Annotated in this window: 17 protein-coding genes; 7 read left to right on the top strand and 10 right to left on the bottom strand. The window is 61.9% G+C overall.

Features of this window, described 5'->3' with window-relative positions; genetic code table 11:
* Nucleotides 1-25: 25 nt before the first annotated feature.
* From J2Z75_RS04235 to J2Z75_RS04220, 4 genes are all read right to left on the bottom strand, one after another.
* A complete protein-coding gene (locus J2Z75_RS04235; protein ID WP_209848092.1) occupies nt 26-820 on the bottom strand; it encodes an anti-sigma factor family protein in 795 nt (264 codons plus the stop codon).
* Nucleotides 817-1,371, bottom strand: a complete 555-nt coding sequence (locus J2Z75_RS04230; protein ID WP_209848089.1) for an RNA polymerase sigma factor — start codon at nt 1,369-1,371, stop codon at nt 817-819. Before J2Z75_RS04230 ends, J2Z75_RS04235 begins: the two co-directional genes overlap by 4 nt.
* Nucleotides 1,355-1,729: a COG4315 family predicted lipoprotein gene (locus J2Z75_RS04225; protein WP_209848086.1), complete on the bottom strand. Its 375-nt coding sequence runs from the start codon at nt 1,727-1,729 to the stop codon at nt 1,355-1,357. Before J2Z75_RS04225 ends, J2Z75_RS04230 begins: the two co-directional genes overlap by 17 nt.
* Before the next feature lie 104 nt (nt 1,730-1,833).
* Nucleotides 1,834-2,934, bottom strand: a complete 1,101-nt coding sequence (locus tag J2Z75_RS04220) for an AbrB family transcriptional regulator (protein WP_209848083.1) — start codon at nt 2,932-2,934, stop codon at nt 1,834-1,836.
* A 218-nt stretch (nt 2,935-3,152) separates the two neighbouring features.
* Here J2Z75_RS04220 and J2Z75_RS04215 point away from each other — a divergent pair, with 218 nt between their 5' ends.
* Nucleotides 3,153-4,283, top strand: a complete 1,131-nt coding sequence (locus J2Z75_RS04215; protein WP_209848080.1) for an ATP-dependent DNA helicase — start codon at nt 3,153-3,155, stop codon at nt 4,281-4,283.
* A gap of 3 nt (nt 4,284-4,286) precedes the next feature.
* Here J2Z75_RS04215 and J2Z75_RS04210 read toward each other — a convergent pair whose 3' ends face one another.
* Both J2Z75_RS04210 and J2Z75_RS04205 read right to left on the bottom strand, forming a co-directional pair.
* Nucleotides 4,287-4,967 (bottom strand): MerR family transcriptional regulator, encoded by a 681-nt coding sequence (locus J2Z75_RS04210; protein WP_209848077.1) that lies wholly within the window; start codon nt 4,965-4,967, stop codon nt 4,287-4,289.
* A gap of 354 nt (nt 4,968-5,321) precedes the next feature.
* Nucleotides 5,322-6,437 (bottom strand): hypothetical protein, encoded by a 1,116-nt coding sequence (locus J2Z75_RS04205; protein ID WP_209848074.1) that lies wholly within the window; start codon nt 6,435-6,437, stop codon nt 5,322-5,324.
* 375 nt (nt 6,438-6,812) lie between these two features.
* Between J2Z75_RS04205 and J2Z75_RS04200 the strand changes: the two genes are divergently transcribed.
* Nucleotides 6,813-7,565 carry a pyridoxine 5'-phosphate synthase gene (locus J2Z75_RS04200; RefSeq protein WP_209848073.1) on the top strand — a complete coding sequence of 251 codons (753 nt, stop codon included), beginning with the start codon at nt 6,813-6,815 and terminating at the stop codon, nt 7,563-7,565.
* A gap of 55 nt (nt 7,566-7,620) precedes the next feature.
* Here the strand turns inward: J2Z75_RS04200 and J2Z75_RS04195 are convergent, their stop codons facing one another.
* Complete coding sequence (locus J2Z75_RS04195; protein WP_209848070.1) at nt 7,621-8,508, bottom strand: SDR family oxidoreductase; 888 nt, start codon at nt 8,506-8,508, stop codon at nt 7,621-7,623.
* A gap of 159 nt (nt 8,509-8,667) precedes the next feature.
* Here J2Z75_RS04195 and J2Z75_RS04190 point away from each other — a divergent pair, with 159 nt between their 5' ends.
* Both J2Z75_RS04190 and J2Z75_RS04185 read left to right on the top strand, forming a co-directional pair.
* Entirely contained in the window at nt 8,668-9,072 is a 405-nt protein-coding gene (locus J2Z75_RS04190; RefSeq protein WP_209848067.1) for a winged helix-turn-helix transcriptional regulator, read from the top strand.
* 85 nt (nt 9,073-9,157) lie between these two features.
* Nucleotides 9,158-10,444 (top strand): FAD-dependent oxidoreductase, encoded by a 1,287-nt coding sequence (locus J2Z75_RS04185; RefSeq protein WP_209848064.1) that lies wholly within the window; start codon nt 9,158-9,160, stop codon nt 10,442-10,444.
* Here the strand turns inward: J2Z75_RS04185 and J2Z75_RS04180 are convergent.
* Both J2Z75_RS04180 and J2Z75_RS04175 read right to left on the bottom strand, forming a co-directional pair.
* The gene (locus tag J2Z75_RS04180; RefSeq protein ID WP_209848062.1) at nt 10,387-11,361 is read right to left on the bottom strand and encodes a bifunctional helix-turn-helix transcriptional regulator/GNAT family N-acetyltransferase; all 975 of its coding nucleotides are present in this window, start codon (nt 11,359-11,361) and stop codon (nt 10,387-10,389) included. The two genes, J2Z75_RS04185 and J2Z75_RS04180, sit on opposite strands and share 58 nt — an antisense overlap.
* Nucleotides 11,362-11,429: 68 nt before the next feature.
* Entirely contained in the window at nt 11,430-12,149 is a 720-nt protein-coding gene (locus tag J2Z75_RS04175; protein WP_209848060.1) for an aspartate/glutamate racemase family protein, read from the bottom strand.
* A gap of 173 nt (nt 12,150-12,322) precedes the next feature.
* Here J2Z75_RS04175 and J2Z75_RS04170 point away from each other — a divergent pair, with 173 nt between their 5' ends.
* Entirely contained in the window at nt 12,323-12,787 is a 465-nt protein-coding gene (locus tag J2Z75_RS04170; RefSeq protein WP_209848058.1) for an Lrp/AsnC family transcriptional regulator, read from the top strand.
* A 122-nt stretch (nt 12,788-12,909) separates the two neighbouring features.
* Entirely contained in the window at nt 12,910-14,205 is a 1,296-nt protein-coding gene (locus tag J2Z75_RS04165) for an NAD(P)/FAD-dependent oxidoreductase (protein ID WP_209848056.1), read from the top strand.
* A 24-nt stretch (nt 14,206-14,229) separates the two neighbouring features.
* Here J2Z75_RS04165 and J2Z75_RS04160 read toward each other — a convergent pair whose 3' ends face one another.
* Nucleotides 14,230-15,288 carry an SDR family oxidoreductase gene (locus tag J2Z75_RS04160; protein WP_209848054.1) on the bottom strand — a complete coding sequence of 353 codons (1,059 nt, stop codon included), beginning with the start codon at nt 15,286-15,288 and terminating at the stop codon, nt 14,230-14,232.
* A gap of 96 nt (nt 15,289-15,384) precedes the next feature.
* Here J2Z75_RS04160 and J2Z75_RS04155 point away from each other — a divergent pair, with 96 nt between their 5' ends.
* Nucleotides 15,385-16,290, top strand: coding sequence for a LysR family transcriptional regulator (locus J2Z75_RS04155; protein WP_209848053.1), 906 nt, complete (start codon nt 15,385-15,387; stop codon nt 16,288-16,290).
* Nucleotides 16,291-16,293 lie beyond the last annotated feature (3 nt).

Genomic DNA, 16,293 nt, shown 5'->3' with positions numbered 1-16,293 from the left:
GTTACGGAAGCTTTCTGCCTGAAAATCAGCTCTCGAACTGGCGGTAACATTCCTCGGCGATCTCCTGCAGTTTTGCGCGGCTGACTTCGCCGGTGACCGCGTATCCGATCGTGCCATCGATCCAGTAGAAGGTTTCCAGAGCGCCCGCGGATTCGAAGCGGAAGCTGGTTTCGCCGTTTTCAGGGTTTTTCCCGAGAAGGACCGTGAGCCTCTGTCCGGCTGCGTCCTGATACATCAGCATCGCGCCGGCCTTGCCGTTGACGGGCAGGAGCCTGCCGCCGACGAGGGAGAATCCCAGGGCTTTGAGATCCGGCGCAACGAGCTTGTAGTCGAGGCGCTTGCCGAGCCAGGTGACCAGATGGTCCTCCTGATCGGCGCCGACCTCGACCGGATGGCGCTTTTCGCTGGCATAGATGAGGAATGCCGTCTTGGATTGATCTGGCAGGCTTTCAAGCGCAGCTGTGTTTTCGATCGGTGCGGACTGGCTGAGCAGCCGATCGCCGTAGATGCCGGCCGCCGCACCCGACAGAAAGAGCATCAGCGAGGCGGCGATGAGGGCGGTCTTGCGCCAGAGCATCGAGGATGATGTGGCTGGATGCGCCGGGCGCAACAGGCTGCCGTCGTTTGCGTTCGGCTGGGCATAGTTCGAGAACGCGGCCTTCAACGCCGCTGCCTGCGCCTGCCATTGCCGGACCTCGGCCGCTTCTTCGGGATGGTCTTTCAGCCAGAGCTCGATCTTTCGTCTGCGCTCCTCGTCGAGAAAGCCATCGACGAAAGCGTGAAGGTCGGCTTCGGTGACCGTGTTGGGATCGTCTGTCATTTCGGTCTCCGGAGCGTAACGATGTTGTTCTGCGCTAGCTGTGCCGCCATCTGCCGGCGCGCGCGGGACAGGCGGGACATGACGGTGCCGATTGGAATGGCCAGCATGTCGGCGACATCCTGGTAGCCGTATCCTTCGATGACGATGAGCATCAGCACCGAACGGTGGTCGGGGCTCAGCGCATTCAGGGCCTGCTGCAGCCTGGTTTTTTCCAACGGGTCGCCGGACGTATCCTCCGCCGTCAGGCCGAGCGTATCGTCCAGTTCGACGGACGGATGCTGGCTGAAGCGGCGGTGCCGGTCGCGGTAGAGATTGGTCATGATCGTGAAGGCCCAGGCGCGCAGATTGATGCCGCGCCACTGGTCGCGGCGGACAAGCACCTTCTCGACGCAATCCTGCAAGAGGTCTTCGCCGTCGCTGTCGGATTTGGCAAGACTGCGGGAATAACGCCGCAGCGACGGCACCAGCGACAGGATCTGCTTCTCGAACGTATCCGCGGAAGGGGGGCTAACCCCCTTCGCGCGCTGATCCTGATCAGGGGCGTGCGGCATCCCAGACCTTTCCAACCCCGTCACCGGTGGCGTCGCCCTTTTTCTTGTCCTTGACCCAGAAGTAGAGCGGCATGCCCTTCAAAGCCCATTGTTTCTTGCCATCCTTGCGCTCGACCAGCGTATAATCGCCGTCGGCCTTGGCGGATGCATCGCCGAGATAGGGCGGCCAGTTGATGGCGCATTTATCATAGCAGTAGGATTCGCCCTTTTCATCCTTCTTGTAGGTGTAGAGCGTCATGCCGTTTTCGGCCGCGACAACCTTGCCCTTGTCGGTCTCGACGGTCTGGACGGCCGGAGCGGCGAAGGCGGAAGCGGCTGCTGCGATGGAAAAGGCTGTCACGAGCGGCAGAAATCTCATTGGATGTGTCCTCTCTGATATCGTTGCGAACGAACCGCCTTTTTCAGCCGGCTCGACCATAAGACACATCAGGGCCGCTTGTTATTCCCAGTCTTTCGAAAAACTTATCGGGGAGGCGTTGCCCGCGACGCGACGAAGCGGGCGAGCGACGGGCCGACGGCCATGACCATCAAAAGCCGCGCCGTCTGCAGCGCCATGACGAAGGGTACGTCGACATTGCTGGAGGCGGCGATGATGGCAATCGAATCCATGCCGCCGGGGCTGGTGGCGAGATAGGCCGTCAGCGGATCGATGCCGACCACCCTGACGAGAATATAGGCAAGCAGGCCGGAAAAGCTCATCAGCACCAGGATCGATACGACCGTCGGGATCAGGGCGCGGCGGGCATGGGCGAGGATCGGCCGGGTGAAGCCGAGGCCGATGTTCCAGCCGAGCAGGGCGTAGCTGATTGCCAGCAGCCATTCGGGGATCTCGATCACCAGCATGCCGCTGACGCTGAGCAGCGACCCGAGCAGAAACGGCACGAGAAACACGCCGGCGGGCAGACGCAGCCATTTGCCGAGACAGCCGCCGGCGATGGCAATACCGAGCGTTTCGAGGAAGGGGATGAGGTGGATCGGTGCGAACCAGACGATTTCCGGTCCCGGTCCGTCGATGCCGGCCCAGTAGCGGGCGACGAGCGATGCTGCGGCGGCGACGAAGACGACGCGCAGATATTGCATGAAGGCGACCAGACGGACGTCTGCTCCGTAGGCATCGGCCATGACCAGCATTGAGGTGGCCGCTCCCGCCGAGGAGCCCCAGATCGCCGTCGTGCCCGGCAGGATGTTGAGCCGGCTCATGACGTAGCCGCTGAGCGTGCTCATGGCGATGACCGAGAGGACCATGGCGAGAAACAGCGGCCAGTTTGCGAAGAAGGTGACCAGAATACCCGGGCTGATGGTCTCGGCAATCATCGTGCCGATCAGCGCCTGGGCGCAGAGAAAGGGCAGGCGCGGCAGACGGATGGTGCCGCCGTTCATGCCGACGATCGCACCGGCCACCATCGGCCCCATCAAGAGGGCTGCCGGAATGCCGGTCAATTCGAGAAGGGCGGCGAGCACAATGGAAATCGCGAGCAGAAACGCCCATTGCAGCGCTGCATGCCAGCGACCGACACCCGAGGCTATGGGAGCGGACGGGGTTTCGGAAGGGTCAGGCTTCACATCGGAACTTTCGGATTTCAGAACGCGCAGCGCTTGGGAGGCGGCATGTGGAAATTACTATCATGCGTGCCATTACAGCGATACGCGCGGCGTGTGGCAGTTTCTTGCGGTTGGCCGGTGTTCGGAGCAAAATTTGTAGGCTGGAGAGGTTGTTGTGCGCGCCGGCGCTCCTGCCGCAAGACGCGACAGGAGCGCCCGAATCGGGCAATAGAACAAAGATGGAATTCGCACCGCAACAGGATGAGGCCCTCAAGGCCGTTTCGCGCTGGCTCAAGGAAGGGCGCTCGCCGCTGTTCCGCCTGTTCGGCTATGCCGGGACCGGAAAGACGACGCTTGCCCGTCACTTCGCCGAGAATGTCGATGGCGAGGTCTTGTTTGCCGCCTTTACCGGCAAGGCAGCGCAAGTGCTGCGCTCCAAGGGGGCGACCAATGCCCGGACCATCCATTCGCTGATCTACCGGCCGCGCGGCGAGGAGGAGGTGTCAGACGAGGAGACCGGCAAGACCTCGATCGCGCCGATGTTTTCGATCAACCGGCAGTCGCCTGTCGCCAAGGCGGCGCTGATCATCATCGATGAATGCTCGATGGTCGACGAGGCGCTCGGCAGGGACCTGATGAGTTTCGGGACGCCGATCCTGGTGCTCGGCGATCCCGGCCAGCTTCCGCCGGTTTCGGGCGGCGGCTATTTCACCAATGAAGAGCCCGACTACCTCTTGACGGACATTCACCGTCAGGCGCGCGACAACCCGATCATCAAGCTTGCCATGCAGGTGCGCGAGGGCAAGGAGATCATGCACGGCGACTATGGCACGACGGCCAAGGTCATCTCCAAGAACGAGGTGACGCAGAGCCTGGTGCTTGACGCCGATCAGGTGCTGGTCGGCACCAACAAGACGCGGCGGCGCTATAATATGCGGCTGCGCGAACTCAAGGGGTTCACGACCGAATATCCGCAATCGGGCGACAAGCTCGTCTGCCTGCGCAACGATCCGGCCAAGGGATTGCTTAACGGTTCCCTCTGGCAGGTGATGACCTCGTCCAAGGAAACGGTGAAGCCGGGGATTAACCTGATGATCCGGCCGGAAGACGACGACATGAACCGGGGTGCCGCCAAGATCAAGCTTTTGAAAACGGCTTTCGAGGACGTCGAGGGAGAAATCCCGTGGTCGACGCGCAAGCGCTATGACGAGTTCGACTACGGTTACGCGCTGACTGTTCACAAGGCTCAGGGCTCACAGTGGAATGATGTCGTGCTGTTCGACGAGAGCTGGGCTTTTCGCGACACCCGCGAACGCTGGCTCTACACGGCAATTACCCGCGCGGCCGAGACCTTGACGATCGTAAGATAACGCCTATTCCGCCGAAACGAAGCCCATCAGCACGGCCTTGGCGACTGCCTGGAACCGGTTGTTGCCGTTGAATTTGCGGATGATATCGGATTCCAGCGTCAGCACCGCCGTCAGGTCCATGTCCATCATCGTGGCGATGCGATTTGCCGGATAGCCTTCGGCCATGAAGGCAAGACATTTAGTCTCGATCGGCGAGAGATGAATGGGCGGCAGGGCGATGCGCTGCGGATTGTCGCCATCGGCTGCCGATTCCAGCAGTTCGCTGATCCGCTGCATTTGGCGGCGCAGGATCGATTGCTGGGCTGCGAGCTCCCGCTTTCGGGCATGCAACGCATCCTCAAAGATTTGCGCCGCGTCTTCCTGGCTGGCCGAGCGGCTGAGTGCCGACATCAGATCCTGAATGGCGGCGATCGGCATGTCGATCTCGCGGCAGGCATTGATAACGGTCATTCGCCGGATGTCCTCCAGACCGTAGACCCGCATCGGACCCATTCTTTCGGCTGAAAGCAGGCCCTTTTCCTCGTAGAAATGCAGGGTGCGGTGGGTGACGCCGAAGGCATCCGCCATGTCGGCGATGGCGACATGGTTGTCCGGGATGGTTCCCGGCAAAGGCAGATGCGGCAGAAAGCCGGAAGCGGTTCGGCCCCTCGGCGCTGAAAACAATGTCTTCGTCTGTTCTGGCATGCTGTGAAATAGCCCCCCGCTGCTCAGCCGGCGAGAGAAATATCCTGGAGACGGCAATCCGCCGCTTACGCATCAACATGCGATGCTTGTCTCCTTGGGCTGCTCCTCGATGTCATGCACGCCATCCAAAAAGGATGGATACTCGCGACCATTGTGCTTGCCTGATGAGCGACCAGGCTTTTCTCCCACTTGCACGACAAGAATACACGCGGGGCGTGAAGATGAACAGCTAGTAAGATTAGGGATAAAAACTGGGGTTTTGAGTGGATTTGCGCGTTTCGAGCGGTCAAATACAATTTTTATTGGCGATTTATCGCAGATTTTGTTCGGTTGACCAGAATAACCGGGCGCTCATTACCGAATGAGCGTCAAGGGTAGGGCACCGGCGCTGATGACGAATTTCAGCTTTCGCCGGTGATCGGCCGACAGTTTTTCCTGGCAGGATTTGGCGTCCTGGAAGGCTTCCCGGGTCTGCAGGTGCCGGTAGGTATCCGTCAGCACCATGCATTTCATCAGCGGGCTGTCGATCGCAGCCGCGCTGGCATAGCGGTAGATATGGCCGTCGGAAGACAGGATTTTGGCCGCGAGAGCGAGGCTTTCGTAAAGGGTATCCGCTTCATCGGCCAACTGCGTGCCATCGAGAAAGCCGTCGTAGACCGTCTCGGACGATGCATCGTTGGTGATCAGAATGCGAATACCTGCCGGCGATTTCTGCTGCAGGACCGAAATGGTGAAAGCCAGCGGATCGGCTGTTGTCGATGCGGGCTGCTGCCAGAGCACGGTGCCGGGCACGGCCGCGATCGTCCGGTAATGCGAGGCGGCGCTGCGAAGCGCATCGGCAAAGCGCGCAGCATTTCCGTTGCGCGGCCATTGCGAGCGGACCGTTACTCTCGGCAGGTCGTTGGCGAACTTACGTTCCAGCACCGCGCCATGCAGGCGGGATTGCGCCGGGATATTGACGCTCATGGCCGGCGACGACAGGGGAACGAAAATCAGCAGCGGCAGCACGGACAGAACGGCCAGCGGCGAGGAGAGCGGTGCGGGGAGCCAGGAGAAGCGCTTGTTTCCCGCACGGCGCGGATGCGCGGGTACGCGGTCTGCTTCCGCCAATACAGACGGCGAAATGCTCTGGCGGCGGTACTCGGGCACATAGGTGCCCTTCGGAATATCGATGCGCCATTCGTCCGAGATGCCTTCGCCGGTATAATAGGCAGTCAGCAGTTTGCGGAGCTTGCCGGCATGCACGCGCACCAGAGGGTCGCTATCGGCGTTGAACGCCTGCGGCCGATCGAAAACATCGATGCCGATCGTATAGCCCTTCAGCTGGTGGCCGGTGCCTTCGATCTCTTTTTCGACGACGTATTTGAGGAAGGCGCGCAGGCGCTCGGAGCGTGAGAAGAGAACGCTCGACAAGATGCCGTCGAGGCACTGCCGGATCGTCTGGTCGTCTGGTCTCTCCGGCTGTGCCATCAATACGTTCCCCCCGCAACACCCACCGATTCCGGTACTCCCATATCCGGAGCAACTGTCGATTCGGTCATGTCGAGGCAAAAACGAGAGGTCATTGATTCCGGCTTGGGTCGCTCAGTGGGGTTCCAGCACCGCCGCTCACCGTTTGGGAGCGCATGGCTTGTACTTTGAGTCTCCATTAAATCGGATTTTTGTTTGTTTGTCAGGTGCCGCATTCATTAAACTTGAGTTTTATCTGAAATAAAACCGGTGAACGCGGACTGAGGGATTATTGTAACGGGGACGCTTTCGCTGCGGCCGGTTTGTTGCGAGGATGCGGAGGAACAGCTAGAAAGGGCGCCGTATCGACTGCGGTATCCTTTTGAAAGTGCTGAAATGCCTGCGAAACTCTCCGTGAACCTGAATGCGATCGCGATGCTGCGAAACCGGCGCGATCTTCCCTGGCCGTCGGTGACCGGTCTGGGGCAAATCGCGCTGGAGGCGGGAGCCAGCGGCCTCACCGTGCATCCGCGTCCCGACCAGCGGCATATCCGTTTCTCCGACCTCGCGCCGATCCGCGCCCTGATCGACGATCTCTATCCGCAGGCCGAATTCAACATGGAAGGCTTTCCGAACGAGGAGTTCCTCGAACTTGTCGAGCGCCACCAGCCGGAACAGGTGACGCTGGTTCCCGACGATCCGGCACAGGCGACGTCGGACCACGGATGGGACTTCCGCAAGAACCACAATCTGCTCGGCAATGTCGTCGGGCGGTTGAAGAAGAATGGGTTTCGGGTATCGCTGTTTGCCGACGGAGATCCGGACGCCGAAGCCCTGACGATCGCCAAGGAAACCGGCGCCGACCGGATCGAGCTTTACACCGGGCCTTATGGCGGCTGCTACGACGATCCCGAGCGCGGCGAAATGCTGCTGGAGGAACTGGGCCGGACCGCCGATATCGCCTTGACGCTCGGGCTTGAGGTCAATGCCGGTCACGACCTGACGGTTGCCAATCTGCCGGCGCTGGCGGCCAGGATTCCTCACCTTTCCGAGGTTTCGATCGGCCATGGGCTGACGGCGGATGCGCTGGAATATGGCATGGCGGAAACCGTCCGCCGCTTCTGCCGCGCTTGCGGTCAGGATATCTGAGCTTATCGCACGCTTGTAAAAAAAGGGCTCCGTCCGCACGGAGCCCTTTCTGTCATCAGCCGAGCAACGCGGATTTGCTGGCTTCGAGAAAATCCTTGAGTGTCGTCAGCTTCGCGCCGGAAAGCTTTGTTGCGTCGCCGGTGACCAGATCGATGTGACCTTCGCGCGTATTGGTGTCGAAGGAGACGATCACGGGGATGAAGAAGTCCGGAAGGCCCGCTGCCTTGAGGCCGCCGGCGAGCTGTTCGTCGGTGACATCAACGACCTCAAGCGGCTTGCCGGTGACGGTCGACACGATGGCGGCAATGTCGTCCACCGTGTGCTTTGTATCGCCTGTCAAAGTGTAGGTGACGCTTTCGGTCGAGCCGGATGCGAGAGCGGCTGCCGTTGCCTTGGCGATATCGGCCCGGGCGATATGGGCAAGCTGTCCCTTGCCGGATGCGCTGTACCATTTGCCGTCGGCGATCGCATGCGGCAGGGCCAGGAACAGGTTTTCCATGTACCAGCCGTTGCGCAGGATGGTGTAGGCGATGCCGGTTGCCTTGATCGCATTTTCCGTGCCGAGATGATCCGGCGCGAAGGGGATGACCGACGTTTCCGGGTTCGGCATCGACGTATAGAGGATATGCTTGGCACCGGCTTTTTGAGCGGCTGCGACGGCGGTGAGATGCTGGCGCAGGCGCTTGCCCGGCTCGTCCAGCGCATCGGTGGAGATGATCAGGATGCGGTCGGCGCCGGTAAACGCAGCTTCGAGCGATGCGGCATCATCGAAATTGGCAGCGCGGGTCTGCACGCCCTTGGCGGCATAGTCGGCAAGCTTTTCGGTATCGCGGCTGGTGGCGATGATGTCGGCCGGCGAGACCTTGCCGGAGGCGAGCAGTTCGTCAAGCACGAGACGGCCGAGCTTGCCGGTGGCGCCGGTGACGAGGAGGGTTTCGGACATGATCGTTCCTTTGTTTTTCAAATGGCGTCCGGTTGATTGCCGAAACATCCGGTTTGAGATATGGTTCCTAAATGAGACCTTCTCTTATTTCGTTATCTGCTGGCGGATGTAAAGGAGGCAGTTTTTTCTGCGGTGGTTACGTGAAGGATACCGAGCCCCATGAACAAGATGACCGGCAAGACCGAAGGCGAGCGCGTGATCGTCGTGATGGGCATGGCATTTTCACGGGAGGAGTGCCCCGTGCGCGATGTCATCGACAATATCGGCGGCAAGTGGAACACGCTGATGATCCTGGCGCTGGCCGATGGGCCGATGCGGTTTTCGGCGCTGCGCCGGCTGATCCCGGATATTTCCCAGCGGATGCTGACCCAGACGCTGCGCGACTTGCAGCGCGACGGCTATATCGGCCGCGAAGTCTTCCCGACCCAGCCGCCGAGCGTCGAATACAGCCTGACGCCGCTCGGCCAGTCCTTCCTGGTGCTGGTCAAGGGCTTGGTCGCCTGGTCGGTGGCGCATCACGAGGCAATCCGCGCGGCCCGCACCGAGTATGATGCCGCCGCGTGACGATGTGACCGTGCTTTGTCCGGCTGGACGATTTGCCGCGCAGGCTGTTACAGATGCCGGAGGGGACGATACCGGATAGGCCTTCATGAAGCAGCTCGATATTGGCGTGGCGGGAGCCGGACCGGCGGGGCTGGCGGCGGCGCTTTTCCTGTCGCGGGCCGGCCATCGGGTCGAAATCCTCGAGCGTTTCGACACACCGGCGCCGGTTGGTTCCGGCCTCTTGATGCAGCCGACGGGGCTGACTGTTCTTGCTGCACTTGGCCTTTTTGACACGATCCAGACACTCGGCAATCGCATCGACCGGCTGCACGGGGCTGATGCCGTCAGCGGACGAACGGTTCTCGATGTGCGCTACGATGCGGCACCGGGCGGGCGCTATGGCCTGGCGGTGCAGCGGGCAGCGCTCTTCAACACATTGCACGATGCGACGGTTGCCGACGGCATCACCATCCGGACGGGTGTCAATCTCGCCTCGGTGGAGCAGCGCGGAGACCGCGCGGTGCTGAGGGATGCCGAGCGCCAGGAGGCCGGAGACTACGATCTGGTGATCGATGCGAGCGGTGCGCGCTCGATGCTGGCCGCCGGCTCCGCTTCGGCGCCCGTCATTCGCGACCTTGCCTATGGCGCTTTCTGGGCGACCCTTGACGGCTTGGGCGCTGTTTATGACCGTAGCGCGCTGTCGCAGCGATACGACAAGGCGAAGGTGATGATCGGGCTGTTGCCGGCAGGCCGTGCGCGCATGGGCGAGGCGGAGCGAGTGGCGTTCTTCTGGAGCCTGAAGGTTGCCGATGTCGAGGCGGTCAAGGCGGCGGGGCTTGACCGCTGGAAGTCGGCCATTCGAAAATACTGGCCGGACTGTGTGCCGTTTCTCGACCAGATCGGCGATTGGGATCAGCTGACGGTGGCCCGTTATGCCCACCGAACCGCACTGCCGCCTTATGCCGGCCGGCTGGTATTCATCGGCGACAGCGCCCATTCGACCAGCCCGCAACTGGGGCAGGGTGCGAATATGGCGCTGCTCGACGCGGCAGCGCTCAGCCATGCGCTGGCAAATAACGTCGATATTCCGTCTGCGCTTGCGGCCTATGGCCGGGCTCGCCGCAACCATGTGCGGCTGTTCCAGTTGCTGTCGCTGGCTTTTACACCGTTCTACCAGTCGGATTCCAGCGCGATCGCCTGGGTACGTGACCGGCTGGTCTCGACCATTGCCAGGGTGCCGCCGATGCCGGGGCTGCTGGCTGCGATCGTTGCGGGCACGCTGATAGATCCCTTCGCATCCGCCGGCTTGACGGAACATGACTGGCTTCCCGGATGTCAGGACGGTGTAGGCCTGCCGGAGGTTGATGCCGTCAGATCCAGCGCCCAGATCTGACCGATCAGATCCTTGCCGAACGAGTGGTGCGCCTCTTCCTTCTCCAGCGTGAACCCGGCGGCGACATAGATGCGGCGCGCGGAGACGAGGATGTCGTTGGTCCACAGCTCGAGCCGCCGGTAGCCGGCGCTTTTGGCAAAGGTGATGCATTCGTCGACGAGCCGCGTGCCGAGGCCCTGTCCGCGCGCTGCGCTGTCCACATGGAGCAGGCGGAGCTTGGCGGTCTCCTCGTCGCCCTTGACGAGGAAGATGCTGCCGAGAAACCTTCCCCCGCGTTCCGCAATCCAGCAGCGTTCACGGACGGGATCGAAGTTGCGGATGAAGGCGGCGCAGATTTCGGCAACCAGCGCCTCGTATTCGCCATTCCATCCATAGGTTTCGGTATAGGCTTTCGCCTGGCTGGCGATGACCGTGCCCATGTCGCCGATCCGGTGTGTCCGGATGGCGATCGGGTCTGCGGCACCTTTGTCGCCCGAAAGCAGGGCCCTGACGGATGCCATGGCGGCGGCAAGCTCCCGGCGCTCTTTTTTCGCGATTGGGTCCAGCAGGGCGACGATGCGCTGGCGCGAGCGCTGCGCCAGGTCTGTGGCAATGCCGCGCCCGCGCAGCGTCAGCCGCAGCAGACGGCCGCGGCCATCCGCCGGGTCCCTCGTGGTTTCGAGCAGGCCGGCATCGGTGAAGGATTTGAGCATGCGGCTGAGATAGGCCGGATCGAGCGAGAGCTCCTCCGTCAGCCGTGAGGCCGATGTGGTGCCCTGTGCCGCCAGCTCATAGATCACCCGCGCTTCAGTGAGCGTATAGGGCGTATCGAGAAAGGCGCGGTCGAGCACGCCGATCCGGTTGGTGTAGAACCGGTTGAAGGCGCGGATCGCCTCGATCTCGTCGTCGCCGATTTCTGCAAAGGCTGTGGGTGGCATGATGGCATTCTCCATTCGAATGCCATCATCGCAATTTATTTGACTCAGTCAAGTATATCCGGGAAGGATCAGGCCGCCTGCCGGCCGCTCCGGACAATACCTTCCAGCGCGAATTCGACGGCCGATTCGGCATGGATCGCAGTGGAATCGAAGCCGGGCAGGGGCAGGTTGCGCGGATCGAGGATCAGGCAGATCTCGGTGCAGCCGAGGATGATGGCATCGGCCCCCACGTTTTTCGCGCGCTCAATGACGGCTATCAGCGCCTGGCGGGATGTGTCGAGAACGACGCCGGCGCAAAGTTCGTTGAAGATGATGTCATGCACGAGCGTGCGGTCCTCGGCGTTCGGCACCATGACATCGACGCCATCGGCGGCCATGCGGTTGGTGTAGAACCCATGCTCCATGGTGTAGCGCGTCGCCAGCAGCAGCGGGCGCTTGATGCCGGCGGCTTTCATGGACGTGGCGGTTTCGTCGATGATGTTGATCAGCGGCACCGTGATCGAAGCCTGAACCTCGTCGGCGATCAGGTGCATCGTGTTGGTGCAGATCAGCACGCAGGCAGCGCCTGCTGCCTCCAGCCCCTGTGCGACCTGCGAAAGGCGCTTGGCGGCGTCATCCCAGCGGCCGGCCTTCTGCAGGTCGACGATGGTCTGGAAATCGACGGAATGCAGCATGACTTCGGCGGAATGCAAGCCCCCGAGACGCTCGCGCACGGCCTCGTTGATCATCCGGTAATAGACTGCCGAGCTTTCAAAGCTCATTCCGCCGATAAGGCCGATCTTGCGCATGGTTCCGTTCCTGTTCCGCTTTGTTTTTTGATGTCAGGATTGTCGCCGGGAAAGCGCCGAAAGTGTTCGCTTTGTTTGGTGACATTCAACCCGTTTTCGCGTATTTTTTGCACAATTTCCGATATTGGCGCAAATATTTCGTGCTTGTGCCGTCGCTGCAGGGAGATGCGGGCGTGCTGGACGAAAGAGACCGGAAGATTCTGTCGCTGTTGCAGGAGGATGCCAGCCTGTCGGTCGGCGACCTCGCCGAAAAGGTCAGCCTGTCGATCTCCGCCTGCTCGCGCCGCATCCAGCGGCTGGAGGAGACCGGCTATGTCGCCCGCCGCATCGCCGTTCTTAATCGCGACAAGATGGGCGTGCCCACTACGGTTTTTGCGCTGATCAAGACGGCCCATCATGCCGACGACTGGATCGACATCTTCCGCAAGGTGATCGCCGATATCCCCGAGATCGTCGAGGCGCACCGGCTGACCGGCAATTACGACTACATCCTGAAGGTCGTGCTGCCGCGTGTCGAGCATTACGACGTGATCTACAAGCAGATCGTCCGCAAGGTCGAACTGTTCGACGTCTCGGCTTCGATCTCTATGGAAATCCTGAAGAGCGGCATGGCTTTGCCGGTGGACTATGCGCGGTGATCTGAAAACTGTTCTGCTTGTCGGGATACAAGGCCAGCCGGCGCACGTTAGCCATGCCGAGATCGCAATTGTCGATCGTCCGTGAAAGGTGGAGGGTACCTTTCAAAACAGGAGATACGATCATGCCGCTTGAAAGTCCTCACCATGTCGTTGTCGTCGGCGGAGGTTTCGGTGGCCTGCAGCTGGTCAAGGATCTCAAGGGTGCCCCGGTCAAGATCACCCTGATCGACAGGCGCAATCATCATCTCTTCCAACCGCTGCTCTACCAGGTGGCAACGACGCTGCTTGCCACCTCGGAGATCGCCTGGCCGATCCGGCGGTTGTTTCGCGACCGGCCGGAGGTCACCACGCTTTTGGCAGACGTCGAAGGCGTCGATCCGGGTGCGAAGACCCTGACGCTGAAGGGCGGCGAGCGCATCGGCTACAATACGCTGGTACTGGCGACCGGGGCGACGCATGCCTATTTCGGACACGACGAATGGGAGCCCGTCGCGCCGGGGCTGAAGACGCTGGAGGATGCGACCACCATTCGGCGGCGCATGCTGCTTGCCTTCGAGCAGGCCGAGATGGAGACCGATGCCGAGGCGCGGGATGCGTTGCTGACCTTCACTATCGTTGGCGCCGGGCCGACGGGCGTCGAGCTTGCCGGCATCATCGCCGAACTGGCGCATGTCACCCTGCCGCAGGAATTCCGCAACATCGATACGCGCAAGACACGGGTGATCCTGGTCGAGGCGGGGCCGCGGGTGCTGGCAAGCTTTGCCGAGGAACTGTCTGTTTATGCGCAGAGTGCGCTCGAAAAGCTCGGTGTCGAGGTGCATATCGGCGAGCGCGTGACGGATTGCAGTGCCGAGGGCGTGATGATCGGCGAGACCTTCATCGGCAGCCGGACGATCGTCTGGGCGGCGGGCGTTCAGGCCTCTCCCGCCGCTGAATGGCTCGGCGTGCCGGCCGACAAGGCCGGCCGCGTCGTTGTCGAAAAGGATCTGAGCGCGCCGGGCCTGCCGGATGTCTTCGTCGTCGGCGATACGGCGTCGGTCTTTCAGGAGGACGGCAAGCCGGTGCCGGGCATCGCCCCCGCCGCCAAGCAGCAGGGCGCCTATGTGGCCAAGGTCATCAAGGCGCGGCTGGCGCAGAAGCCGGTGCCGGCGCACTTCCGCTATCGTCATCAGGGCAGCCTGGCGACCATCGGCCGGCGCTCGGCGATCATCGATTTTGGCCGGTTCAAGCTGACCGGAGCCCTGGCGTGGTGGATATGGGGCCTTGCCCATATCTACTTCCTGATCGGCACCCGCAGCCGGTTCGTCGTGGCGTGGAGCTGGCTGTGGATCTATCTCAGCGGCCAGCATACCGCCCGGCTGATCACCCAGAAGGAAACGCTTCAGGCTGCACCGTTGGATGGCGGGAAGGATAGATAGCCCTTCCTGCACCGCTTCGGGCGGTCATGGAATGATCCGCTGTTCCCGCATTTCGCGGAATGCTGACAGGAACATCTCGTCGGTCTGCACATAATCATGGAACCCCAGCCGCCGTGCCTTACTGCCGTCGGCGAAGAAATCGTAGTTCCAGCTTAACACCGCGTCGCCGAACCCCCAGGAGGAGACGGCTTCGTAAGGGTGATCGGCGAGGGCGTATTTCTCCTTCATCTCACGCCAGAGCGCTGCCTTGTCCGCCATGACGACATTGAGCGACATCGGTAGCGGTGCCGCCGTCTCCATTGCGAAGAAGCGGGCGATCTTCGGCCACATCTCGTTCCAGCGGAACAGGTCGCCATTGGTGATGTTGAAAGCCTGGTTGGCACATTGTGGGGTGGTGGCGGCCCATACGGTCGCTCTTGCCAGAAGGCCGGCGTCGGTCATTTCGAGCAGCGTGTCGTAGGCGCCTGGCTTGCCGGGAAAGCGCAGGGGCAGGCCGAGTTCCTTCGACATCGAGGCGTATAGGCCGACGACCATGGCAAGGTTCATCGGATTGCCGGTGGCGACACCGATGACGACGGAGGGGCGCAGCGCCGACCAGGTCCATGATTTTCCCCGCTGCTGGCGCTGCAGGAATGCCTGCTGGTCCATGTTGAATTCCGGCGGCATGTGGTTGTCTTCGTCCTCGCGGGCCGGCGTCTTGAAGGGGCCGAGATGGGCGCCATAGACCTTGTAGCCCTGCATCAGGCTGACATGCGCAAGGTTCGGCGCGACACGCTCGACGGCGGTGACGACATTGACCAGCATGGCGAGATTGGGCTCGACCAGTTGCGCCCAGGTCGGACGGTCCTGATAGGCGGCGTAGAAAATGTGAGTCACGCCAGAGAGATCGGCGAGTTTGTTCGCGCAATCTGTCGGGTCGAGCAGATCGACGGATATATGCCGAATCCTGTCCGTCGATCTGCCGCCGCGCCGGGAGAGGCCGATGATCGACCAGTCCTCGAGCGTTTCGAGGTGGCGGGCGAGATTGCCGCCGATGACGCCCTTTGCGCCGACCACGAGGGCGGTTTTGTGTGGATTGTCCATGACAGTCTCCTGATGTGCCGATGCATCAGATATGGACGCGCGCCGATTTGAGAACTAGACAGCGGCAAGGCACAGGATTTGTGAGGTGAAAGCACAATGGCGCGACTGGATGTCAATCGCTCCGGCGAGATGGAAGTGTTCGTGCGTGTCGTCGATCTCGGCGGGTTCTCGGCCGCCGCCCGCGAATTCGCTATGACGCCTTCGGCGGTCAGTAAGCTGGTGACGCGGCTGGAAAGCCGGCTGAATGCGCGGCTGGTCAACCGCTCGACCCGCAGGCTGCAACTCACCCCGGAAGGCTGCCGCTACTACGAACATGGCGTCCGGGTACTGGCGGACCTCGACGAGGCGGAAAGTGCCGCTGCCTTCGCCGACAGCCCGAGCGGCCGCATCCGCGTCAGCTGCAACGTGCCGTTCGGCCGGCACATCCTGCTGCCGGCGGTGCCGGAATTTATCGCGATATTCCCCGATGTGTCGCTCGACCTGTCCCTGACCGATCATGTCGTCGATCTGCTGGAAGACCGCACGGATGTGGCGGTGCGGGCCGGGCCGCTCAAAAGCTCGGCGCTGATGGCGCGCAAGCTCGGAACGGTGAAGATGCATATCGCTGCGGCACCTGGCTATCTGGAACGCAAGGGCTTGCCGCGACATCCCGATGATCTGGCGGGCCACAATCTGCTCGGCCCCAGCTATGTCCGTGCCAGCGGCGGCTGGCCTTTCATCAGCGATGAGGTTGGCGTGACGATCAAGCCGACCGGCAATATCCAGGCGAGCGACGGGGAGGCGCTGCGGGAGCTTGCGCTTGCGGGTGCCGGGTTGGCTCGGCTCGCGGATTTTCAGGTTCGGGACGATTTTGCGCGCGGCGCACTGGTGCCGGTGCTGGAGACGTTCACGGCGTCGGACAGCGAGGAGGTCCACGCGATCTTCCTTGGCCAGGGTGGTCCTATGCCGGCGCGGGTGCGGGTGTTTCTCGATTTCCTCGCCGACCGCTGCCGTGTCGGTTGAATA

It is taken from the genome of Rhizobium herbae (genome assembly GCF_017873135.1).
Lineage (GTDB): Bacteria > Pseudomonadota > Alphaproteobacteria > Rhizobiales > Rhizobiaceae > Pararhizobium > Pararhizobium herbae.
This window is presented reverse-complemented; position numbering and strand designations above follow the sequence as displayed.